We start from the raw sequence: 21,805 nt of genomic DNA on the forward strand, positions 1-21,805 counted from the left end.
CCGGAGTCAACGTAACAGTGCTGGGTTTGTATTTCCAACCTAGGTAGAATATGACGATGCGCACCGATTCGTGGATCGACAACCCCTGTCCGATCGCCCGCACCATGTCCGTGCTCGGGCAGCGCTGGGCGATCCTGATCATTCGCGAAGCCCTGCTGGGCCGCACTCGCTTCTCCGAGTTCAAGGAGCAACTGGGCGTCGCCTCCGACGTGCTCAGTGCACGGCTGTCCGAGCTGGTCGCCGCCGGAGTACTCGAGGTGGTGGACTACCAGAAGCCCGGTGACCGGACCCGCAGCCAGTACGTGCTCACCGAGGCGGGGCACGACCTGATTCCGGTGCTGGCCGCCCTCGGCCAGTGGGGTCACCGTCATCTGGCCCGGGACTACAGCAGCGCCTACCAGTTCGTCGAAACCGGCACCGGCCAGCCCGTCGGCATCGCGTTCCGCCGCCGCGACGGGGGCGATGTTCCGCCGGCAGAGGTGGCGCTGGTGGCGCCGGGCGGTTAGAACCGCCCGCCGCCCCCACCGAACGAACCGCCGGAGCTGCCCGACCCGCCGAACGATGTCGGGCTCCAGCCACCGCCCACACTGCCGCCCAGCCCGCCGCGCAGGGCCCCGGACAAGATGTTGCCGATGATGATGCCGCCCAGCACGGCACCCGAATTCGAGCTGCCGCCGCCGTAGCCGCTGTAGTGCCGCGCGGCCGCGGCGACATCCTGGTTGGCCAGCATCTGGGCCTGGGCGGCCAGCGTGGCCGCCCCGTTGGCGTATTGGATGGCGCCCGACAGGTCGGTCGCCTGTCGGTCCTGGGCGGCCTGCAATTGGCGGACCGCCTCGGCCAGCTTGGTCCGCGCCTCGGGGCCGATGCTGCCGCGCCGGGTGTCGATGAAATCCGATACCCCGCGCACCCTCGACTGCGCGCTGAACAAGGACTGCTCGTAGGCCCGGCGCAGCCGTTCGGCGGTTTCACGCTCCTCGGTGACCGTGGCCAACAGGCGGTCCAGGTCGGCGTCGGCGGCACTGAGATCGGTGAACGCGCCGAGCGGATCGGCGGTGCCGCTGCTCTGCGCGGCAGATACGGCCTTGACCGCGGTGTCGCGGGCCGCGCCCAGTGCGGCGGCCTGGGCCAGGTTGCCCTGGGCCAGTTGAGTGCCCGCGGCGTTGATGCCGTTCTGGATGTCGGCGATCGCGGCGGGCAGCGCGGCGATGGCCCGGTTGATATCGGTGGCGGCGCTGTCGACGGCATCCAGCAGGGTACGGGCCTGCCCCAAGGCCGACTCCGCGGCGCGCACCGAGTCGACCAGGCCGGCCTGGCTGCCTGCGGGGCGGGCCACCAGGGTGCGCGCATTGGTGATGTTCTGATCGGCGAACGCCACACGCTGCTTCGCGGTTTCGACATTGCCCGCCACCGAGGCCAGTGCGGCGTCGGCGAACTGCTGGTGCAGTCCAGCCAGCGTCTGCTCGGACGGCGCAATCCGGGCGGTGAGCTCAACCATCTGCTGGGTCAGGGTGTCCAGCCGCGCCGGTGCGTTGATCACCAGATCGCGCAGCTGGGCGAACGCCTCGCGCTGCGCCTCGAGTGCGTGGTCGGCCTTCGCGGCGGCCACCACCACCCTGGTCAGCAGATCGCGGCGCTGCGCGGGAGTCTCGGGCACCGTGTCGTCGAGTATCTGGCGCACGTTGAACGCTTGTCCCAGCGTCGTTTTCGCGGCGTCGACCGCGGTGACGAACGGCGCGGTGTCCTTCTCGCCGAATTCCTCGATCGCCAGTGTCAATTCGTTCTCGCTGGTGCGTACCGCATTGTCGACTTCCACCACCAGGGAGCGGGACAGGTCATCGAGGGTGTCCAGCGGCACCGAGGCCAGGGCGCCGGGATCGGTCGGGTCGACGTGCTGAGCGGCCGCGAGATCGGCCTCGCGGCGCTTGCGTTTACGCCGGCGCTGCCACAACACCAGGATCAGCACCGCCAGCACGATCACCGCCAGGATGGCGACCAACCCGACCCAGTTCATCTCCGCATCCGACGACGACGGCGTCGAGGAGGCGTTCGTGTTGAGTCCCTCGGCGGCGCTGATGGCGGCCCGGGCCCAGTCCCCGTTGTGCAAAGCGGGTTCGATCTCGTTGCGGCGCAAGGTGTTGGCCTCGGAATTGCTGGCGGCCACGCCACCGGCCAGGAAGGCGTAGGCCCGGTCGGTGACCGCGACGGCCAGTAGCGCGTCGTAGGTGCCCAGGTCACTGGCCGCCAGCGTGGCCCGCGCCCACGGTTCGGCCTCCTGACCGGAGAAGGTGTCGACGTAGACCACCCACAGCCGGACATGCCGGTCGTTGTAGAGCTTGTCGATCGCCTGGCTGACGTTGCTCTCGTCGGCTCCGGTGAGCGCGTTTGCGCTGTCGACGATTTGGCTGGACAGCCGCAACGGCGGCTCGGCCCTCGCCGCGGGTGCCGCCAGCAGAGCGACGGACAATACCGCGAGGATCACGCTGGGCAGGCGGGCGAGGCGCATGTCCGCAAATCTAGCTGGCAGACTGTCCGCCAGTGGGCACCGTGACCGATACCTATGACGACTTCGACAGGCAGCGCCTGGTGATCGAAGCGCCCAAGGGTGCCGCCATGCCGGGAACCGGTACCGAGCACCGCACCGATTTCGCCAGGGACCGGGCCCGGGTCTTGCACTGTGCGGCGTTGCGCAGGCTGGCCGACAAGACCCAAGTCGTCGGTCCACGCCAGGGCGACACCCCGCGCACCCGCCTGACGCATTCGCTGGAGGTGGCTCAGATAGGCCGCGGGATGGCTGTCGGGCTTGGCTGTGACCCGGACCTGGTCGACCTGGCCGGACTCGCCCACGACATCGGCCATCCGCCGTACGGGCACAACGGCGAACGCGCGCTCAACGAGATAGTCAAGGCCTTCGGCGGGTTCGAGGGCAATGCCCAGAACTTCCGCATCCTGACCCGGCTGGAGCCCAAAATTCTTGGCGCCGACGGCCGTTCCGCTGGCCTGAACCTGACCCGCGCCGCGCTGGACGCGGTGATGAAATATCCGTGGTACCGCGAGGGCGAACGCAAGAAATTCGGCTTCTACGACGACGATGCCGACGCCGCGACGTGGATGCGCGACGGCGCGCCGTTCGAGCAGACCTGCCTGGAAGCCCAGGTGATGGACTGGGCCGACGACGTCGCCTACTCCGTGCACGACGTCGAGGACGGCGTCATCTCGGGCCGCATCGACCTGCGCGTGCTCGCCGATGACGACGCCGCCGACGGGCTGGCCCGGTTGGGCGCCGCGGCGTTCCCGACGGTGAGCCACGATGACCTGCTGGCGGCGGCCCGGCGGCTCTCGGAGATGCCGGTGGTGGCGGCGGTGGGCAAGTTCGACGGCACCGTCGCAGCCTCGGTTTCCCTCAAGCAGATGACCAGTGAACTGGTCGGCCGGTTCGCCAACGCCGCGATCACCCAGACCCGGGCGGTGGCCGGCGACGGGCCGCTGCGCCGTTACGACACCGAGCTCGCGGTTCCGGCGCTGGTGCGCGCCGAGGTGGCGGTGCTCAAGATGCTGGCCCTGCAATTCATCATGTCCGATCATCGGCACCTGCAGATCCAGGCCGACCAGCGCACCTTGATCGAAGAGATCGCGCTGGTGCTGTGGGCGCAGGCGCCCAGCAGTCTGGACGCGCAGTTCGCGCCGGAGTTCGCCGCCGCGGGTGACGACGGATCCCGGCTGCGGGTGGTGATCGATCAGATCGCCTCCTACACCGAGAGCCGGTTGGAACGCGTCTATGACGCGCGCTCACGCAGGCCGTTGTGACTGGCCTCTAGACTGACGCGATGGCTTCGGGGCGTATTCCAGATCGCGATATCGCGGCCATTCGCGAACGCGTTCGCATCGAGGAAGTCGTCGGCGACTATGTGCAGTTGCGCCGCGCCGGGGTGGACTCGCTGAAGGGCCTGTGCCCGTTCCACGACGAGAAGTCACCGTCGTTCCACGTGCGGCCCAACCACGGCCACTTCCACTGCTTCGGCTGCGGCGAGGGCGGTGACGTCTATGCCTTTCTGCAGAAGATCGAGCACGTCACCTTCGTCGAAGCCATCGAGCTGCTGGCCGACAAGGTGGGCTACACCGTCACCTACACCGGTTCGTCGACCACGAATGTGCAGCGCGACCGCGGCAGCCGCAGCCGGCTGATCGCCGCCAACGCCGCCGCCCAGGAGTTCTACGCCCAGGCGCTGCAGTCCGAGGAGGCCGCGCCGGCGCGGCAGTACCTGATCGAGCGCAACTTCGACGCCGAGGCGGCCGCCAGGTTCGGTTGCGGTTTCGCCCCGTCGGGCTGGGACACCCTGACCAAGCATCTGCTGCGCAAGGGATTTGAGTTCAAGGAGCTGGAGGGCGCCGGGCTGAGCCGCGAAGGCAAACGCGGCCCGATGGACCGGTTCCACCGCCGGCTGCTGTGGCCCATCCGAGTGTCCTCCGGTGAGACCATCGGCTTCGGCGCGCGACGGCTGTTCGACGACGATCACATGGAAGCCAAGTACGTCAACACCCCGGAAACGGTGCTGTACAAGAAATCCAACGTGCTGTTCGGGCTGGATCTGGCCAAGCGCGACATCGCCAAGGGGCACCAGGCCGTGGTGGTCGAGGGCTACACCGACGTGATGGCGATGCACCTGGCCGGGGTGACCACCGCGGTGGCCGCGTGTGGCACCGCGTTCGGCGACGAGCACCTCTCGATGCTGCGCCGACTCATGATGGACGACAACTTCTTTCGCGGTGAGCTCATCTACGTGTTCGACGGTGACGCGGCCGGCCGGGCCGCCGCGGTGAAGGCGTTCGAGGGGGAGCAGAACCTCGCCGGGCAGTCCTTCGTGGCCGTGGCCGCCGATGGGATGGACCCGTGCGATCTGAGGCTGCGCTCCGGCGACGGCGCGTTGCGCGATCTGGTGGCCCGCCGGTCCCCGCTGTTCGAGTTCGCCATCCGCACGGCGCTCACCGATCACAACCTGGAGAGCGCCGAGGGCCGGGTGGCGGCGTTGCGCCGCTGCGTGCCGATGGTGGCCGGAATCAAGGACCCCACGCTGCGCGACGAGTACGCGCGTCAGCTGACCGGCTGGGTGGGCTGGGACAACGTCGCCCAGGTGCTGGCCCGGGTCCGTGAGGAGGCCGGGCGAAAAGGACCCAAGAAGGGTGCGCCACGGGACGCCGGCCGGGCGCGCGCTGCCGCCGAACCGGCCCGGCCGCGCCCCACGGTCACTCGTCCGGACCCGCGCGACCCGACCCTGCGCCCGCAGCGCGAGGCGCTCAAGTCGGCGCTGCAGTACCCGGGGCTGGCCGGTCCCGTCTTCGACTCACTGACCGCCGAGAGCTTCACCCATCCCGGATATGCGTCGGTGCGGGCGGCCATCGCCGCGGCCGGCGGGATGTCGGCCGGGCTGTCCGGGGGACAGTGGATCGAGGCGGTCCGTGATCTGGTGGACTCCCCGGAGGCGGCGAACCTGGTCAACGAACTCGGGGTGGAAGCCATCCGGATCGAGGACGACGAGAGACTGGTCCGCTACGTCTCCGGTGTGCTCGCCCGCCTGCAGGAGGTGTCGGTCGGACGGCAGATCGCCGAGGTCAAGTCCAAGTTGCAGCGGATGTCACCGGTGGACCACAGCGACGAATACCACGCGTTGTTCGGCGATCTGGTGGCCATGGAGACCTATCGCCGCAGCCTGCTGGAGCAGGCCAGCGGTGATGACATGACTGCGTGACCCCACCTCGCACGCTATGGTGGGGCGTGCGACGTGCCATCAGAAAGGCATCCCGGTGAACACTTCAGCTCGACGTCTGGTCCTGGTGGGCGCGTTCGCGGTGGTGGCTGCGGCCGCACCGGTGCTGGCCCTCTCGGCCGCGGGCCCGCAGAGTTCGGTGCAGGCACAGCCCGCATGCCTGGCGTGGTTCGGCAACAAAGAGGACGGCAAGTGCCTGTCCTATTCGAACTCCGGTGGCGGCGGCGGTGCCGGTTTCAGTAGCCCGGGCATCTCGGTGGGCAGCAACGGCATCCAGTCGGGCCCGCTCCTGCCCGGTCAGACCTGGAACGTCCCGCTCAACTAGCGCCGCCGGCCGTTGGACGCCGCGGACTCATCGTCCACCGGCGCCAGCACCGTCGTCTCGGCGTCGATCGCCGTCAGGTTCACCAATGCCGGATCGGGGGACACCCGATCGGCCAGCTTGCGCCGCCCAGCGTCCAGCACGGCCTTGGTGGCCGGATTCTCGGTGACCGCGCGGTACGTGCCGGCGATCTGTTCGAAGCGGTGCCGGCCGGCTTTCGCGCCCAGCACGTAGCCGACTCCCAGCACGAAGACGAACCGGAACACGTGCACTCCCTCCCCGGGTCAAGCAGAACGCTCACCATCCTGCCTCACGTGCCTGTGTGCTCGCCGACGGGCGTGCGGAAAACGCTCTGACATGCCGATTCGGGTCGGATGGCCAACATGCGCTAAAGTCTGTTTTCGGTTCAATCCCCTGTAGCTCAATTGGCAGAGCTTCCGACTGTTAATCGGACGGTTCTTGGTTCGAGTCCAAGCGGGGGAGCTTTCATTCCGGTCCGTAAGCTCGCACCCATGCGGCTTTCGCGGATGATCCCCCTGCTGTCCACGATCACGCTGATCGCAGCATCCTGTGGCTGGAGCCCGCCGAACGCGGGGCCGTCGACCTCCACCGAATGCAAGGCCGAGGACACCCCGACCGCCGAGACGGTGTCCACCGCGGTGCAGGCGCTTGGCGGTCGCTGGCACGAAACCTCGAACGGGCACACCGGCGACTGCCGGCTGCACTGGGTGGTGGTGGGAACCGGCGACACCGCCCAGGACGCGGCGGTCCAGGTGCTGTTCTTCGACCGCAATTCGCCGCTGGGTCCGCCGACGCCCCGGCCGCGGCCCTACACCACCGTTGTGCCGTTGGGGGACAAGACCGCAACCGTGCAGTATCAGTGGCGCCAGGGGGCGGACAAACCGTGCTGCCCGACCGGTATCGGCCAGGTGCGCTTCCAGATCGGCGACGACGGCAAGCTCAAGGCGCTGGATCCGATCCCGAACCCGTAGCGCGCCGAGATTGCGGTTATCGGGCTCCGCACTCGAACTTCTGCGCAGTAACCGCAATCTCGCGTCAGCCGCGGCGGGCCTTCTGTCGGTACAACTCGATCAACCCCTCCTCGACGCGCCGCAGCGGCTGATCGGACTTGGTGGCCTGGCACATCACGATGGCGCCTTCGACGGCCGCGATGGTGACGGTGGCCAGTTGCCCGGAGTCGCCCACTGACAATCCGGCCGCCTGGAGGTGGCCGGTCAGGCGCTGTTCCCAGTCGGTGAACACGGCCCCGGCGGTATCGGCCGCAGCCGGTGCCTCCGAGCGTCCGAGGGCCGCGGCCATGATGGGGCAGCCCGCGGTGAAATCGGTGGCTTCCAGCGCGGCGATCCAGCCGGCGACGAAGCGCCGGATCACCGTCGCCGGGTCGCCGTCACGGGCCAGTCGGTCGATCACCGAGCCGGTGACCCGGCCGGCCGTGGCGGTGGCATCGGCGATCAGTTCGGCCTTGCCGCCCGGAAAGTTCAGATAGAGCGAACGACGGGCCGTCCCGCTCACCTCCAACAGCAGCGCGAGGCCGGTACCTGCGACGCCGTTGCGGCGGATGAGGTCGACGGCACCGGCGATGAGCCGATCGCGGGCTTGCATACGCGTGCTTCCTGCCTGGGGTTGTTGCGGTGTACCAGTCAGTCTACTAACGTCTCACGCCACGTGTAGACCATTTGGTCTAAGGGGCGTAGGGGGATGTAGTGGCTCATGGGGACAGCAGGTTGTTCGGCCGGTTCAGCCGATTCTGCGCGCGCTACGCGTGGTTCGTCATCGGCTTCTGGGTGGTGCTGGTCGGTGCGCTGAACCTGGCCATTCCGCAGCTGGAACGCACCGTCGCCGAGCATTCGGCCCCGTTCATACCGAGCAATATCGAAGCAGCGCAAACACTTCGGCACATGTCGCACGAATTCGGGGTACCGTCCTCGTCCGCCATCGGCAGCGTGCTGCTGGTGAACGAGAACGGTATCGGCGCTCCCGACGAGCGGGCGTATCACGACCTGGTGGCCGCGCTACGCGCCGATACCGATGACGTGGCCTATGTGCTGGACAGCTACAGCATCGACACCCTGCGCAGCATCGCGCTGAGCCCGGACGGCAAGGCGATCAATCTGGTGGTCGCCGCCACCGGCGACGTCGGGTCGACCAAGGCCCACGCCAACACCGTCAACATCCGCAAGACCATCGACGCGCTGGCCAAGCCCGCGGGGCTGCAGATGTACTACACCGGGCCCTCGCCCACGCTGGCCGACCTGTTCAGCGCGATGGATTTCTCGCTGCTGATCATCACCGGTGTCTCGGTGTTGCTGATCACTCTGGTGCTGCTCGCGGTGTACCGCTCGCCGGTCACCGCACTGATCCCGCTGCTGACCATCGGGGTGGGGCTCGGCGTGGCCCGTCCGGTGGTGTCCCTGCTGGGCGCACACGGCGTGCTGACGGTCTCCAACTTCACCATTGCGCTGATGACGGCGATGCTGCTCGGTGCGGCGACCGACTACGCAATCTTCATCCTGGCCGGCTACCACGAGGGCAGGCGCGGCGGTTTGTCCGTGCCCGACGCGCTCGGCGGCGCCGGGCAGAAGGTGTCCGGGATTCTCATCGCCTCGATGCTCACCATCGCCGCGGCGGCCACCGCGATGGCGTTCACGCAGCTCGGCATGTTCCGGGCCGCGGGTCCGCCGATCGCGATCGCGATCGTGCTCGCCCTGGCCATTTCCATGACGCTGCCGTACGCGCTGCTGTCGATTCTGGGCCGCCGCGGTTTCGCCGAGCCGCGCCGGCTCAATGAACGGCGGTGGCGGCGGATCGGCACGACGATGATCCGGCGTTCGGGTGCGCTGTCCGCCGCATCGCTGGTGCTGCTGCTGGCGGCCGCGTCGGTGCTGCTGACCTTCCGGGTGAATTTCGATGAGAACGCCATGCAGCTGGACCGCACCCAGAGCGCCGTGGGCTACGAAAAGGCTTACGCCCATTGGGGTGTCAACGAGGTGGCGCCGGAGTACCTGATCGTCTCGGGGGACCACGATATGCGCAACACCAACGATCTGGCCGCGCTGGACCGGGTCGCCGGGCGCATTGCCGGGATGCCGGAGGTGGCCTACGTCCGCTCCATGACCAGGCCCTCGGGCAGCCAGCTGGAACAGACCACCGTCGGCTATCAGGCCGGGATCGTCGCCGGCCGGCTCGGCGACGCCAGGGACCGGATCGGCACGGCCGCCCCCGATCTGCAGCGGCTGGCCGCCGGCACCACCACCCTGCGCGACGGAGCGACCGCTGCCGACGCGCAACTGCCCCAACTGGTTTCGGGGATCAAGTCGGTGACCGCGCTGGCGCATCAGGTGCTCGGCGGATATCAGGAGGCCAGTACCGCGCTGCACACCGTCACCGACGGCCGGGTCGATCTACCCGCGGCGCTCGCCGATCTGAACGCCTCGGTGGGCCTGCTGGACATGGGCCTGCAGGCGATGTCGGACAACGCCCAGATCGCCGACGGCGGCCGGGTGGTCAGTTCGGCACTGGGTTCGGCGCTGACGCCGCAGCCCGGACCGGACTGCCTGGTCAATCCGGTGTGCATGCGAGCCCGAAGCAGCCTGGCCGACCTGGATGCGGTCTCCGACGGAGCCGTCACCCGCACGTTGCGCCAGGTGCAGATCATGTCCGCCGTGCCACAGTTGACGGTCGACAAGGTGCGGGCCGCCCAACCCGGCATCAAGAACGCGCTGGCCCGGCTGCAGACGCTGGCGGCCATGCTGCCCGGCGGTTCGCCGGCGGCCGCCAACGCCCAGCTCGCCGAATTGGTGCGCGGCGCGGACCGCCTCGACGACGGCATCAGCCGGCTCGCGGCCGGGCTGAACCAGGTCAAGGGCGGCGTCGACCAGGTGGTCGGGCTCACCGGGCAGCTCACCGACGGACTCACCCAGGCCTCGGACTATCTGGCGGCACTGTCCGCGCACACCTCGACGGGGGCCGGTGCCGGCTTCTACCTGCCCGCACAAGGGTTGTCCGACAAGGCGTTCCAGGATGGACAGAAGCTGCTGTTCGCTCCCGACGGCAAGACCGCACGGATGCTGGTGGTGTGGCGGATCAACCCGTACAGCGACGGCGCGCTGAACGCCAGTCGCGAGCTGGCGCCCGCCGCGACCGAGGCCGCGCACGGAACATCGCTGCAGAGTGCACATTTCGGCACCACCGGACTTGCCTCGCTGTCGGCGGACATGCGTGACCAGGTGTGGCGGGACTTCGCCGTATACGGTGTCGTCGCGGTCCTCGGCGTGCTGCTGGTGCTGATGGTGTTGTTGCGCAGCGTCGCCGCACCGGTGTTCATGGTGGCCGTCGTCGTGTTGTCGTTCGGCGCCGCGTCCGGGATCAGCGTACTGGTGTGGCAGCACCTCATCGGGGTGGACGTCGACTGGTCGGTGTTCCCGGTGTCGTTCATGGCGCTGATCGCCGTCGGCGCCGACTACAGCATGCTGTTCGCCGCACGCATCCGGGAGGAGTCCGCGGACGGCATGATCCGCGGCATCATGCGCGGCTTCGGCAGCACCGGCAGCGTGATCACCACCGCCGGAATCGTCTTCGCGCTCACCATGTTCGCCCTGATGAGCGGCCGGGTGATCAACCTGTTGCAGATCGGGTTCACCGTCGGGGTCGGTCTGCTCATCGACATCACCCTGGTGCGCACCGTCCTGGTGCCGGCCGCCATGTCACTGATCGGCGACCGAATCTGGTGGCCGAGTAGGCCCCGGCGCGGCTGACCTACTTCGGCTCGATGGTGCCGGAGCTGATGGCGTCCTTCTCCTCATGCTCATCGGCGTCCGGGATGTGTTCGGGATGCAGCATTTCGGCGTACCGCAGCTGCTCGGGAATCCCGAAGCCGTCCACCAGGAGTTCGGCGTGCGGCCGCAGCTTGCGGCAGCGGTCGTTGATGGCCCGGGTGACTGCTTTGGCGCGTTCGGTGGACAGGAACCGGTGCTCGACGAACCAGGCCTTGTCGTCCTCGATGATGCTCAGCGCGTACAGGTCGCAGACCAGGTTCAGGATCTCGCGGGCGTCCTCGTCTTCGCAGGAGTCGACGCCGGCCACGAAGGCCTCCAGTACGACCCGGTCGATATGGGCGATCGCGGCGTGCAGCACGTGATCCTGGACCGAGTTGAACGCCTCGAATGCGCTCATCTCCTTGGCCTTGCCCTGCAACCGGCGTGCGACGGTGGACAGGATGTACTCCTCCCGGTCCTCGAACATCTTGACCTGGGTGCCGCGGTTGAAGAGGCTGCCCTCCTCCTCGTTGTCCTGCCGGGTGTCCAGGATGGTCTGCATGATCGTCTCGGCCGCAGTGCGTTTCATCACCCGCTCGCCGGCGAAGTTCGCCGCGAAGCGCACCCACTCCACCGGGCTCATGCCTTTGATGTCGTCGGCGTAGGCGGTCAGCAGCTCCTTGGCCACCAGCTGGGTCAGCACGTGATTGTCACCCTCGAACGTGGTGAACACGTCGATGTCACCGCGTAGTGCGATCAGCCGGTTCTCGGCCAGGTAGCCCGCACCGCCGCAGGCTTCCCGCGCCTCCTGGATCGCGCGGCTGGCATGCCAGGTGTTGGCGGCCTTCAGGCCGGCGGCGCGGGCCTCCACCTCGCGCTGCTCCTCGGCGTCCGGGAAGTCCGAGGACTGGATCTCGTGCAGCTTGGCGACCAGCTCGTTCTGGGCGAACTGCAGCGCATAGGACCGCGCGATCAGTGGGAACAGCCGGCGTTGATGCACCAGATAGTCCATGATGAGCACTTCGTCGTCGGCATCGGGAGCGCTGAACTGCTTGCGTTGCAACGCATACCGGGTCGCGATATCCAGCGCCACCCGGCCCGCGGCGGCCGCGCTGCCACCGACGGTGACCCGGCCCCGGATCAGGGTGCCCAGCATGGTGAAGAAGCGCCGGCCGGGGTTCTCGATGGGCGAGGAGTAGGTGCCGTCCTCGGCGACGTCGGCGTACTTGTTGAGCAGGTTCTCCCGGGGGATGCGGACGTGGTCGAACTGGATGCGGCCGTTGTCCACGCCGGGCAGGCCACCCTTGTAGTGACAGTCCGAGGTGGTGATGCCGGGCAGGTCGTTGCCCTGCTCATCGCGCAGCGGCACCACGAAGCAGTGCACGCCGTGGCCCTCACCCTGGGTGATCAGCTGCGCGAAAACCGCAGCCACTCGGGCGGTTTGCGCCGCGCCGCCGATGTAGTCCTTGCGCGCTGTCCGGGTGGGGGAGTCGATGACGAACTCCTGGGTGGCGGGGTCGTAGGTGGCTGTGGTCTCCAGGGCCTGCACGTCGCTGCCGTGGCCGGTCTCGGTCATCGCGAAGCAACCGACCAGATCCAGGTTGATGATCTTGCGGACGTAGGCCTTGTGATGGCGCTCGGTGCCCAGATTCTCGATCGCCCCGCCGAACAGGCCCCACTGCACACCGGCCTTGACCATCAGCGACAGGTCACTCATCGCCAGCATCTCGATCCGGGTGACGGCGGCCCCGACGTCACCGGTGCCGCCGTGCTCCTTGCGGAAGCCGTCCTCGGCGGCGCCCGCGGCCGCCATGATGTTCATCTGCTCGGCGACCTTGGTGCGCGCGATGACGGTGTTGGGTGTGTAGTGCGGCCGGAAGACCTCGCCGGACAGCTCGCTGCGTACGGCGTTCTTCACGTCGCGCCAGCGACCGTCGAGGGTGTTGCGCAGGTGTTCGGCAGTGGTGGTCATACCCGAACTTAACCCGTGGACGCGGTCTGCAAACGTGACTCTGGCAACGCAGGTTTACCTGATTTCGCCGGGGTCACATTCGCAGCGTTCAATGACAGCCATGGCCGAGGTGGAATTACCCCACAACAGCGATCACACGCATTCCGACGTCAGCGGCGGCTGGCTGCGCGCGGCAACGTTCGGTGCGATGGACGGTTTGGTCAGCAACACGGCGCTGATCGCAGGCGTCGCGGCCGGAGCCAGCGCGCAGGCCGTCGTGCTCTCGGGCGTGGCCGGGCTGCTGGCCGGGGCGTTCTCGATGGCCCTGGGCGAGTACACGTCGGTGACCACGGCCAATGAGCAGATCGACTCCGAGGTCAAGGTCGAGCGCCGGTCCTTCGAGCTGAACCCGCACGCGGAGAAGGCCGAACTGGTCGGGATGTTCGAGAACATGGGGCTCAGTCGGGACACCGCGGAGCGTGCCACCGACGAACTGCACGGCGACGAGACCAAGGCCATCAACTTCCACCTCATCCAGGAGCTCGGTGTCGACCCGTCGGAGAAACCGTCTCCCCGGGTGGCGGCCGCGTCGTCGTTCGTGATGTTCGCGGTCGGCGCGATCATCCCGTTGATCCCGTACCTGCTCGGGTTCGGGTCGCTCGCGCTGGGACTGGCCTGCGGCGGGGTGGGCCTGCTGATCGCGGGTGGGTTGGCGGCGTTCGTCACGAAGCAGCCGGTGTGGTTCGGGTCGTTGCGCCAGTTGACGTTTGGGGCCATCGCGATCGGCGCCACCTATATCGTGGGCTCCCTCATCGGGGTTGCTATCAGTTAGCTGTGGTTACCTGTTCGGTGTGAAGCTACCGGCCGTGCTGCTGATGACGATGCTGGTATCGGCGGGATGTTCCGCCGCGCCGGCACCGACCTCGCAGCTGGCGTTCCTGGGCAAGGTCGAACTGGCGCACGGCCTGCTGTTCGCCGACACCACCGTCGGCGGGCTGTCCGGCATCACCTACGATGCCGGCCGCGACCAGTACTACGTGATCAGCGACGACAGGTCCGAGCGGAACCCGGCCCGGTTCTACACCATGAGCATCGCGCTGTCGGACGGCAACCTGGCCCGTGTCGACCTGCGCGCGGCGACCTCGCTGCTCGACACCGACGGCAGGCCGTTCGCGCCGCGGTCGGCCACCGCGGTGCCACCCGATCCGGAGGGCATCGCCTTCGACCCCCGCCGCCGGCAGCTGTACTGGTCCAGCGAGGGTGAGCGGATCGTCAAACCGGACACCGCACCGGTGCTGCTGGATCCGTGGGTCCGCACGGCCGGGCTCGATGGCTCGTTCCGCGGCCAGTTCGCGCTGCCGCCGGAGTTGCACATGTCCACCGGCGACGCCGGACCCCGGAAGAACCAGGCCCTGGAGGGGCTGACGCTGGCACCGGACGGACAGTCGTTGTGGGCCGGGATGGAGGCGCCCGGTTTCAACGACGGTCCGCTGCCGTCGGCCGAGCAGGGCGCGCTGACCCGGATCACCCGGCTGGATCCCGAAACCCGGCAACCGGCGGCGCAGTACGCCTATCCGCTGGACGCGGTCAGTTCCGGCGACGGCGGCGGCAACGGGCTCTCCGACCTGGTGGCGCTGGACGGCGGCGATTTCCTGGTCGTCGAGCGCGGCCACGGCACCAGGACCTCGGTGCGGGTTTTCCGGGCGAGTATCGCCGGCGCCGACGACATCCTGGGCCGGCCGTCCTCGGCGAACGCGGTTCCCATGCACAAGACGTTGGTGGCCGACCTCTCGGCGACGGTGCACTCGGTGGACAACGTCGAGGGAATCACGCTGGGCCCCAAGCTGTCCGACGGCAGGCAATCGGTGGTGATGGTGACCGACGACAACTTCTCACCCGATCAGGTGACCCAGTTGCTCGCGTTCGCGTGGTGAGGCTCAGCTGTCCGAACCGACGGTGAGCGCTTCGGCCTCCTGGAGGGCGTCCTCCTCGGCGTCGATCCCTATTCGTGTGTGGGGGATTGGCGCGCGACATCGAGCAGGTCGCGCAGGACGGCGACGGCACCGGTCAGGGTGGCGCGCGCGTCGTCGTCGAGACGTTCCAGATACGGATCGATTGCCGCGGCCCGGTCCAGGCGGACCCGCGCCAGGGCGTCCCTGCCCTCGTCGGTGATGCTGATCAGCACCGCCCGGGCATCCACCGGGTCGGCGATCCTGGACACCATGCCGGCGTCTTCCAGGCGGCGCACCTGGGTGGTCATCGTCGGCTGCGAACAGTGGTCCAGGGCGGCCAGGTCCGAGATCCGGGCGGTGCCCTGATCCTCGATCGTCGAGAGCAGCCGCGCCTGGGCGAAGGGCAGCTGGATGCGGACCCGCTGATTGGCCAGCCGGTTCAGCCGGGCCACCACCGAGAGCAGGTCGGCGCCCAGCGCGGTCGTCGTGGTCATGTCCCCATGGTTACATAGAATCACTATGTAGATTGCACCGACGTGCCGTGCGGACCGTCACAGTGCAGCGCGGCGACTTAATCGTTGCGCCTGGCAGAATCGTGAAATGCCCGCTACCGGCCCCACCTCCATCCCACGGCGGGCCGGATCGTTGCAGCCGAACGAGCTCGCCCAGGCCGCTGTGATGGCGGCCCTGTGCGCGGCCATCGCCATCATCGCCGTCGTCGTCCCGTTCGCGGCCGGGCTGTCCGTGCTCGGCACCGTGCCGATGGGACTGCTCGCCTACCGATACCGGATGAAGGTGCTGATCGCCGCGGCGGTCGCCGGTGCCACCATCGCCTTCCTGATCGCCGGGATGGGCGGGCTGATGACCGTGCTGAACTGCGCCTACATCGGTGGACTGACCGGCGCGGTGAAACGGCGCGGGCGCGGCCTGACCACCGCCATGCTGGTGTCGGTGATCGCCGGCGCTGTGTTCGCCGTGTTTGTGGTCGGCGCGCTGGCCGTCGCGTCGCGACTGCGGCAGCTGGTGTTCGACGCGATGACCGCCAACGTGGAGGGCAGCGCCAGGATCCTCGGCCACATCCCCGGCATGGAGGACATCGCACCGCGGCTCACCGAGCTGTTCGCCACCGCGCTACGGTTCTGGCCCCTGCTCATCGGCGCCTACGGGGTGTTCACGATCATGACGGTCAGCCTGATCGGTTGGTGGGCGCTGTCCCGGGTGCTCACCCGGCTGGCCGGCGTCCCCGACGTGCACAAGCTCGACGTACCGGCCTCGGCCGAGGCCGGCTCCGTCGCCCCGGTGCCGTTGCGGCTGCGCGATGTGGTGTTCCGCTATCCGGACACCGAACGCGATGCGCTGGGCCCGGTGTCGCTGACCGTGCAGATGGGCGAACACGTCGCGATCACCGGGGCCAACGGATCGGGCAAGACCACCCTCATGCTGGTGCTCGCCGGCCGGGAGCCGACCGCCGGGACGGTCGAGCGTCCGGGTGCCGTCGGGCTCGGTGCGCCGGGTGGTACCGCGGTGATCATGCAGCACCCCGAGAGTCAGGTGCTGGGCACCCGCGTCGCCGACGACGTGGTGTGGGGGCTGCCGGTCGGCACCGCGATCGACGTGCCCAAGCTGCTCGCCGAGGTCGGCCTGGACGGTCTGGCCGAACGCGACACCGGTGGGCTGTCCGGCGGTGAATTACAGCGGCTGGCGGTGGCCGCTGCCCTGGCCCGCGAACCCGCACTGATGATCGCCGACGAGATCACCAGCATGGTCGACCAGCGTGGCCGCGACGGCCTGATGTCGGTGCTGTCCGGGCTGACCGGCCACCACCGGATGTCCCTGGTGCACATCACCCACTACAACGAGGAAGCCGAGGCCGCCGACCGCGCCGTCAACCTGGCCGGTGGATCGGAAATGGTGCAAGCGGCGACGGTGCCTGCCGGCCGGACCGCCGCCCGCAGCGACACCCCGGTGCTGGAACTACGCGGGGTCGGGCATCGGTATGCCGCCGGAACTCCATGGGAGACAAGCGCACTGGACAATATCGACCTGGTGGTGAACGAGGGCGACGGGGTGCTGATCCACGGGCTCAACGGGTCGGGCAAGTCGACGTTGGCCTGGATCATGGCCGGGTTGACGCTGCCCACCTTCGGCAGCTGCCTGCTCGACGGTCGTCCGGTGTCCGATCAGGTCGGTGCGGTCGCGCTGTCCTTCCAGGCGGCTCGGCTGCAGCTGATGCGCAGCCGGGTGGACCGCGAGATCGCCTCGGCCGCCGGTTTTTCCGCGCGCGACCACACCCGGGTGGTGGCCGCGCTGGCCACCGTCGGGTTGGAGGCCGCCCTTGCCTCCCGCCGTATCGACCAGCTCTCCGGCGGGCAGATGCGCCGCGTGGTGCTGGCCGGCCTGCTGGCCCGGTCGCCGCGGGCCATCATCCTCGATGAGCCACTGGCCGGACTGGATGCCGCCAGCTCCCGCGGCCTGTTGCGCCTGTTGGAGCAGCTGCGCCGGGACGGTCTCACCGTCGTGGTGATCTCGCATGACTTCGACGGCCTCGAAGAGCTTTGTCCACGCACGCTGCATCTGCGCGACGGCCAACTGGTGCCGGCCACCTCGAGTGCCGCCGGTGGTGTCGCGTGAGCGCGCCGCGCCGGCCCGTCGTGCTGCTGCGGCCGGTCCCCGGGGACTCGGCCATCCACCGGCTGTGGGCCGGAACAAAACTCATCGCCGTCGCCGCGCTCGGGGTGCTGTTGACGTTCTACCCGGGGTGGCTGCCGATCGGCTTCGTCGCCGTCGTGGTCCTGGTCACCGCGGCGCTGGCCCGCATCCCACGCGGTGCGCTGCCCTCCATCCCGAGCTGGTTATGGCTGATCGTCGCGTTCGGTGGGGTGACCGCGTCGTTCGCCGCGGGCTCGCCGTTGGTGACCGTCGCCGGAACGGAATTCGGCCTGGGTGGGCTGCTGAACTTTCTGCGAATCTCGGCGGTGGCGCTGGTGCTGCTGGGTCTGGGCGCGCTGGTGTCGTGGACCACCAACGTCGCCGAGATCGCCCCGGCCGTGTCGACGCTCGGCCGGCCGTTGCGCGTTTTCCGGCTGCCGATCGACGACTGGGCCGTGACCCTGGCGCTGGCGTTGCGCGCATTCCCCATGCTGATGGACGAATTCAGCGTGCTGTACGCCGCCCGCCGGCTGCGGCCACGGGAGCGGCCGCAGTCGCGCCGGGCCCGGCGCAAACAACTGGCGGCCGAACTGGTCGACCTACTGGCCACCGCCGTGACGGTGGCCCTGCGCCGCGCCGACGAGATGGGCGATGCCATCACCGCGCGCGGTGGGGCGGGCCAGATCTCGGCGTATCCGTCGCGGCCGCGCGCGGCCGACTATGTCGCGTTGGCGACGATCGCGACGGTGTGCGGGGTGGCCGGTTATCTGGAGGCCTGCACCTTCCTGGCCACCAGCTAGCGCCGAAATCACCGCGACGCGGCGGCGTTCGCGGCGTGCTGGGCCTGTGCCAGCGCCGCCGGTACGGCGAGGCGCCCCAGGAACATCTCGTCGAAGTAGGGCCGCAGCGCCTGATAGCCGGCGGCGAACCCGGCACCGCCGGGAGCGGGGATCTGCGGGCCGCGCAGCACCGAGAAGAACGGCGTGACATCGACCCCCTGGCGGCGCCAGTACGCGAAGTACACCGGCTGGGCGGCCGGCACGGCCGGGATCGCCGCCCCGTCGGCACCCAAGAAGGCGTTGCCCGCCCGGCCACCCATCCAGGCCAGCACCTGGCGGACCGCCTCCGGATGCCGGGTGGCCGAGTTGGCTGCGGCCGCAATGCCGTTGGTGACGCTGACCCGTCCGGCCGGCCCGCTGGGCAGCATCGCGACACCCCACCGGAACGTCGCCTGCTTGGCGATGGCGGCCAAGTTGTAGGTCCCGGACTGGAAAAGGGCCATCCGGCCGCCGAGGAACTGATTGCGGGAGAAGTCACCGTTGCCATTGGTGTCGGCCGCCGACGGTGCGACGTGGTCGGAATTGATCAAACCGACCAGGTAGTGGAACGCGTCGGCCGCCTGCTCGTTGGCAAAGCTGAATCGGTCACCGTCGGCGAAGTTTCCGCCGGCCGACCCGATGTAGTTGAGGTAGATGCCCTGCATGTCGTTGGCGGCGTTGTAGCCCCACTGCCGGATCCGTTGCGGATCGAATGCCGCGGCACCGGGATGCTTCCCGTTCTCGTCGACGGTGAGCCGGGCCAGCAGCGGGCGCAGGGTGTCATCGTGGCCGGGAGACCAGCGCAGGTCGCCCAGGTCGGCCGGGTCCACGCCGGCGGCCCGCAGCAGGTCGGCGTTGTAGTACAGCGCGATGCCCGCGTCGGTCAGTTGCGGTACCGCCCAGAGCGTTCCGTTGCGGGTGAACTGCGCGACGACGGACGGATCCCAGTCGGGAGACGCGTCCGCCGGCAGCAGCCGGCCGTTGTCGGCGTAGCCGGCCAGGTACGCGTTGGACATCCAGAAGATGTCGTCGGCACCACCGCCGGCGACATCGGTGCGCAACGTGTCGAAGTAGTTCGCGTAGGCCACGACGTTGACCCGCACCTCGATATCGGGATGGGCGCGGCCGAATTCGGCGAACGACTGCCGGTAGGCCGCGGCGGCTTGCTCGTCCCAGAGCCGCATGGTGACGACGGTCTTTCCGGAGTCCGGGGCGCGGCCCAGCAGCAGTGCCGCGACGAGCAGCAGTGCACCGGCGACGGCAAGGCCGACGGCCACCCGGGTGGAGAACCGTGTCCTCATTTGAGCCCCGTCACCACGATGGAGCGGATCAGGTGCCGGCCCAGCACGACGAACAGCACGAGCAGCGGCACGATCGCCACCGTCGTCGCGGCCATCACCACCGTCCACTGCGCGTCGAAGCGGGACTGCAGGCCCGCCGTCGCGACCGTCAGCACCTGCCAGCGCGGCCCGCTGGTGATCACCAACGGCCACATGAAGTTGTTCCACTGCGATACGACGGTGATCATCGCCAGCGTCGCCAGGATCGGCTTGCTGGCCGGCACCACCACGTGCACCAGGACATCGAGAGTGTTCGCGCCGTCCAGCCGCGCGGCGTGGATCAGGTCGGCGGGGATGGCGCGGAAGTGCTCGCGCAGCAGGAAGATCGCGTACGGCGAACCGAACAGGAACGGCAGCACCAGTGCCCAGAACGTATTGCGCAGCCCGGCTTCGGCCATCATCAGATACAGCGGGACGACGGTGACGGTGCCGGGCACCATCAGGGTGGCCAGATACAACCAGAACAGCGCGTCGCGGCCCCGGAAGTCCAGCCGCGCGAATGCGTATGCGGCCAGCACCGAGAAGGTCAGCTGTCCCAGCAATACGGTCGCGGTCACCAGCGCGGTGACCACCAGCGCACGACCGAACCCGGCATCACCGAGGGTGGCGTAGTTGGCCAACGTCGGTGGGGCCGGCACGGACAGCGGGGTACCGGTGTTGAACTGCTGTGCCGAGGTGAACGATGTCATGAGCCCCAGCAGGAACGGTGTCAGGGTGATCACCGCCCCCGCCGTCAGGCCCAGGTAGATCAGTGCGTTACGTGAGGTCATAGCTGACCCGGCGGCGGAAGTACAGGTGCTGGGCCACGGTGAGGCCGACCAGCAGGACGAACAGGATGGCGGCCATCACCGCGGCCCGTCCCACGCTGGCGGCGCCGAACGCCTCGGCGTAGATACGGTGCGCGACAAGGTCGGTGCGACCCTGCGGTCCGCCACCGGTCAGCGCGTACACGGTGTCGAACACCTGGGCCGCGCTCACCACACCCGTCACCGACACGAAATAGAGCGTGGGCCGCAGCATCGGCAGGGTGATGTGCCGGAACCGCTGCCAGTCGGTGGCGCCATCGGTGCGGGCCGCGTCGTGCACGTCACGCGGAATCGCCAGGTTGCCGGCCAGGAAGAACAACGACACGTAGCCGACGTTGGTCCACACCGTCACCGCCGAGACCACCGGCAGGGCCAGACCCGGGTCGGTCAGCCATTCGATGTGGCGACCGGTGGCGGTGCTCAGCGCGCCGTCGGTGGGGGACAGGATCCAGCGCCACAGCACGGCGATCGCAAGCGGCGAGCAGATCCACGGCAGCACATACAGGGTCCGCAGGAAGCCGGTGCCGGGCAGTCCGCGTGCCAGCATCGCGCCGGCCGCCAGGCCCAGCACGGTCTGCACCGGCACCACCATCGCGATGAACGCCACCGTCACCAACAACGAGGTCCCGAAGGTCGGGTCGGTCAGCACCGAATGCCAATTATCCAGTCCGGCAAAGCGGATGGGTCCGAGCAGATCCCAGCGGTACAACGTCAGCCAGGCCACCACCAGCATCGGCAGTAGCAGGAAGGTGACTACGCCGAACAGGCTGGGTGCCACCAGGGCGTAGCCCAGCACGGCGGCGCGTGGCGGCCTTCGCATCAATCGATGGCCGCCTCGATCAGCTCCCGGGTGAGAGCGCGCGCGGCGCTGATCGGTTCGGTCGACCGCTCGAGTTTGGAGCCCAGCAGCGCACCGTCGTAGAGCAACTGGATCCGCCGGGCCACGGCGGCCGACCGGGTGACCCCGGCCTGCTCCAGCAGGGCGGCCAGGGTGGCGCGCAACCATTCACGGTGTGCGCGCACCGGTTCCAGTTCGACGCCGGGGTATTCGGTGGCGGCGTTGGCGTACAGGCAGCCACGGAAATCGCGCCGGGTGGCCGCGCCGGAGGCCAGTTCGAAGAAGGTCAGGATGCGACGCACCGGGTCGTCGACGGCGGCGACGGCCCTGGCCCAGCGGTTGCGATCAGCGTGATCCAAATCGGTCAGGTAGGCGATCACCAGGGCGTCCTTGGAGCCGTAGCTGCTGTACAGGCTGGCCTTTGCCACACCGGCCTCGCGCAGGATCTGGTCGATGCCCACGGCGCGAATGCCCTGCTTGGCGAACAGTTCGGCGGCCGTATCGAGCAGTCGCTGCGCCGGCCCGACGGCGCCGCCCGGCGCTGTGCGGGCCGGTGTGGAGGCTGCCCGAATCGTGCTCATGGCGTCAGCCT

19 protein-coding genes and 1 tRNA gene are annotated in these 21,805 nt (G+C 68.8%); 11 read left to right on the forward strand and 9 right to left on the reverse strand.

The window, feature by feature from the left end; all coding sequences use genetic code 11:
• Positions 1-56 precede the first annotated feature (56 nt).
• The gene (locus ACXPWS_RS11270) at positions 57-506 is read left to right on the forward strand and encodes a winged helix-turn-helix transcriptional regulator (protein WP_458712508.1); all 450 of its coding nucleotides are present in this window, start codon (positions 57-59) and stop codon (positions 504-506) included.
• On the opposite strand, the gene ACXPWS_RS11275 is transcribed toward ACXPWS_RS11270, so the two are convergent.
• The gene (locus tag ACXPWS_RS11275) at positions 503-2,503 is read right to left on the reverse strand and encodes a TPM domain-containing protein (RefSeq protein ID WP_458712509.1); all 2,001 of its coding nucleotides are present in this window, start codon (positions 2,501-2,503) and stop codon (positions 503-505) included. The genes ACXPWS_RS11270 and ACXPWS_RS11275 overlap by 4 nt on opposite strands.
• 32 nt (positions 2,504-2,535) lie before the next feature.
• Here ACXPWS_RS11275 and ACXPWS_RS11280 point away from each other — a divergent pair, with 32 nt between their 5' ends.
• From ACXPWS_RS11280 to ACXPWS_RS11290, 3 genes are read left to right on the forward strand one after another with little or no spacing between them, the layout of a single operon-like run.
• On the forward strand, positions 2,536-3,804 hold the full coding sequence (locus ACXPWS_RS11280) for a deoxyguanosinetriphosphate triphosphohydrolase (RefSeq protein WP_458712510.1): 1,269 nt from the start codon (positions 2,536-2,538) through the stop codon (positions 3,802-3,804).
• 20 nt (positions 3,805-3,824) lie between these two features.
• Complete coding sequence (gene dnaG / locus ACXPWS_RS11285; RefSeq protein ID WP_458712511.1) at positions 3,825-5,744, forward strand: DNA primase; 1,920 nt, start codon at positions 3,825-3,827, stop codon at positions 5,742-5,744.
• Between the two features lie 16 nt (positions 5,745-5,760).
• Entirely contained in the window at positions 5,761-6,087 is a 327-nt protein-coding gene (locus ACXPWS_RS11290) for a DUF7155 family protein (protein WP_458712512.1), read from the forward strand.
• On the opposite strand, the gene ACXPWS_RS11295 is transcribed toward ACXPWS_RS11290, so the two are convergent.
• Positions 6,084-6,350 carry a hypothetical protein gene (locus tag ACXPWS_RS11295; RefSeq protein ID WP_458712513.1) on the reverse strand — a complete coding sequence of 89 codons (267 nt, stop codon included), beginning with the start codon at positions 6,348-6,350 and terminating at the stop codon, positions 6,084-6,086. The two genes, ACXPWS_RS11290 and ACXPWS_RS11295, sit on opposite strands and share 4 nt — an antisense overlap.
• 144 nt (positions 6,351-6,494) lie before the next feature.
• Here ACXPWS_RS11295 and ACXPWS_RS11300 point away from each other — a divergent pair.
• Positions 6,495-6,567, forward strand: a tRNA-Asn gene (locus tag ACXPWS_RS11300).
• A gap of 29 nt (positions 6,568-6,596) precedes the next feature.
• Positions 6,597-7,076 (forward strand): LppP/LprE family lipoprotein, encoded by a 480-nt coding sequence (locus tag ACXPWS_RS11305; protein WP_458712514.1) that lies wholly within the window; start codon positions 6,597-6,599, stop codon positions 7,074-7,076.
• A gap of 64 nt (positions 7,077-7,140) precedes the next feature.
• Here ACXPWS_RS11305 and ACXPWS_RS11310 read toward each other — a convergent pair whose 3' ends face one another.
• Complete coding sequence (locus ACXPWS_RS11310) at positions 7,141-7,707, reverse strand: TetR/AcrR family transcriptional regulator (RefSeq protein ID WP_458712515.1); 567 nt, start codon at positions 7,705-7,707, stop codon at positions 7,141-7,143.
• Between the two features lie 101 nt (positions 7,708-7,808).
• On the opposite strand from ACXPWS_RS11310, the gene ACXPWS_RS11315 reads away from it, so the two are divergent.
• Positions 7,809-10,859 (forward strand): MMPL family transporter, encoded by a 3,051-nt coding sequence (locus ACXPWS_RS11315; RefSeq protein ID WP_458712516.1) that lies wholly within the window; start codon positions 7,809-7,811, stop codon positions 10,857-10,859.
• Position 10,860: 1 nt separating this feature from the next.
• On the opposite strand, the gene ACXPWS_RS11320 is transcribed toward ACXPWS_RS11315, so the two are convergent.
• Positions 10,861-12,831: an acyl-CoA dehydrogenase family protein gene (locus tag ACXPWS_RS11320; protein ID WP_458712517.1), complete on the reverse strand. Its 1,971-nt coding sequence runs from the start codon at positions 12,829-12,831 to the stop codon at positions 10,861-10,863.
• 100 nt (positions 12,832-12,931) lie between these two features.
• Here ACXPWS_RS11320 and ACXPWS_RS11325 point away from each other — a divergent pair, with 100 nt between their 5' ends.
• A complete protein-coding gene (locus tag ACXPWS_RS11325; protein ID WP_458712518.1) occupies positions 12,932-13,642 on the forward strand; it encodes a VIT1/CCC1 transporter family protein in 711 nt (236 codons plus the stop codon).
• A gap of 19 nt (positions 13,643-13,661) precedes the next feature.
• Positions 13,662-14,744, forward strand: coding sequence for an esterase-like activity of phytase family protein (locus tag ACXPWS_RS11330; RefSeq protein WP_458712519.1), 1,083 nt, complete (start codon positions 13,662-13,664; stop codon positions 14,742-14,744).
• Positions 14,745-14,812: 68 nt separating this feature from the next.
• Here ACXPWS_RS11330 and ACXPWS_RS11335 read toward each other — a convergent pair whose 3' ends face one another.
• On the reverse strand, positions 14,813-15,256 hold the full coding sequence (locus ACXPWS_RS11335; RefSeq protein WP_458712520.1) for a MarR family winged helix-turn-helix transcriptional regulator: 444 nt from the start codon (positions 15,254-15,256) through the stop codon (positions 14,813-14,815).
• A 106-nt stretch (positions 15,257-15,362) separates the two neighbouring features.
• On the opposite strand from ACXPWS_RS11335, the gene ACXPWS_RS11340 reads away from it, so the two are divergent.
• Together ACXPWS_RS11340 and ACXPWS_RS11345 are read left to right on the forward strand one after the other, a co-directional pair.
• Positions 15,363-17,393: a DUF2232 domain-containing protein gene (locus tag ACXPWS_RS11340; RefSeq protein ID WP_458712521.1), complete on the forward strand. Its 2,031-nt coding sequence runs from the start codon at positions 15,363-15,365 to the stop codon at positions 17,391-17,393.
• On the forward strand, positions 17,390-18,211 hold the full coding sequence (locus ACXPWS_RS11345; RefSeq protein ID WP_458712522.1) for a CbiQ family ECF transporter T component: 822 nt from the start codon (positions 17,390-17,392) through the stop codon (positions 18,209-18,211). The genes ACXPWS_RS11340 and ACXPWS_RS11345 overlap by 4 nt, the downstream gene beginning before the upstream one ends.
• Before the next feature lie 8 nt (positions 18,212-18,219).
• Here ACXPWS_RS11345 and ACXPWS_RS11350 read toward each other — a convergent pair whose 3' ends face one another.
• From ACXPWS_RS11350 to ACXPWS_RS11365, 4 genes are read right to left on the reverse strand one after another with little or no spacing between them, the layout of a single operon-like run.
• On the reverse strand, positions 18,220-19,530 hold the full coding sequence (locus ACXPWS_RS11350; RefSeq protein WP_458712523.1) for an ABC transporter substrate-binding protein: 1,311 nt from the start codon (positions 19,528-19,530) through the stop codon (positions 18,220-18,222).
• Complete coding sequence (locus ACXPWS_RS11355; RefSeq protein ID WP_458712524.1) at positions 19,527-20,339, reverse strand: carbohydrate ABC transporter permease; 813 nt, start codon at positions 20,337-20,339, stop codon at positions 19,527-19,529. The genes ACXPWS_RS11350 and ACXPWS_RS11355 overlap by 4 nt, the downstream gene beginning before the upstream one ends.
• Positions 20,326-21,195 carry a carbohydrate ABC transporter permease gene (locus ACXPWS_RS11360; RefSeq protein WP_458712525.1) on the reverse strand — a complete coding sequence of 290 codons (870 nt, stop codon included), beginning with the start codon at positions 21,193-21,195 and terminating at the stop codon, positions 20,326-20,328. The genes ACXPWS_RS11355 and ACXPWS_RS11360 overlap by 14 nt, the downstream gene beginning before the upstream one ends.
• Positions 21,195-21,794 (reverse strand): TetR/AcrR family transcriptional regulator, encoded by a 600-nt coding sequence (locus tag ACXPWS_RS11365; protein WP_458712526.1) that lies wholly within the window; start codon positions 21,792-21,794, stop codon positions 21,195-21,197. The genes ACXPWS_RS11360 and ACXPWS_RS11365 overlap by 1 nt, the downstream gene beginning before the upstream one ends.
• Between the last annotated feature and the right edge of the window lie 11 nt (positions 21,795-21,805).

Source organism: Mycobacterium sp. BMJ-28 (genome assembly GCF_054404835.1).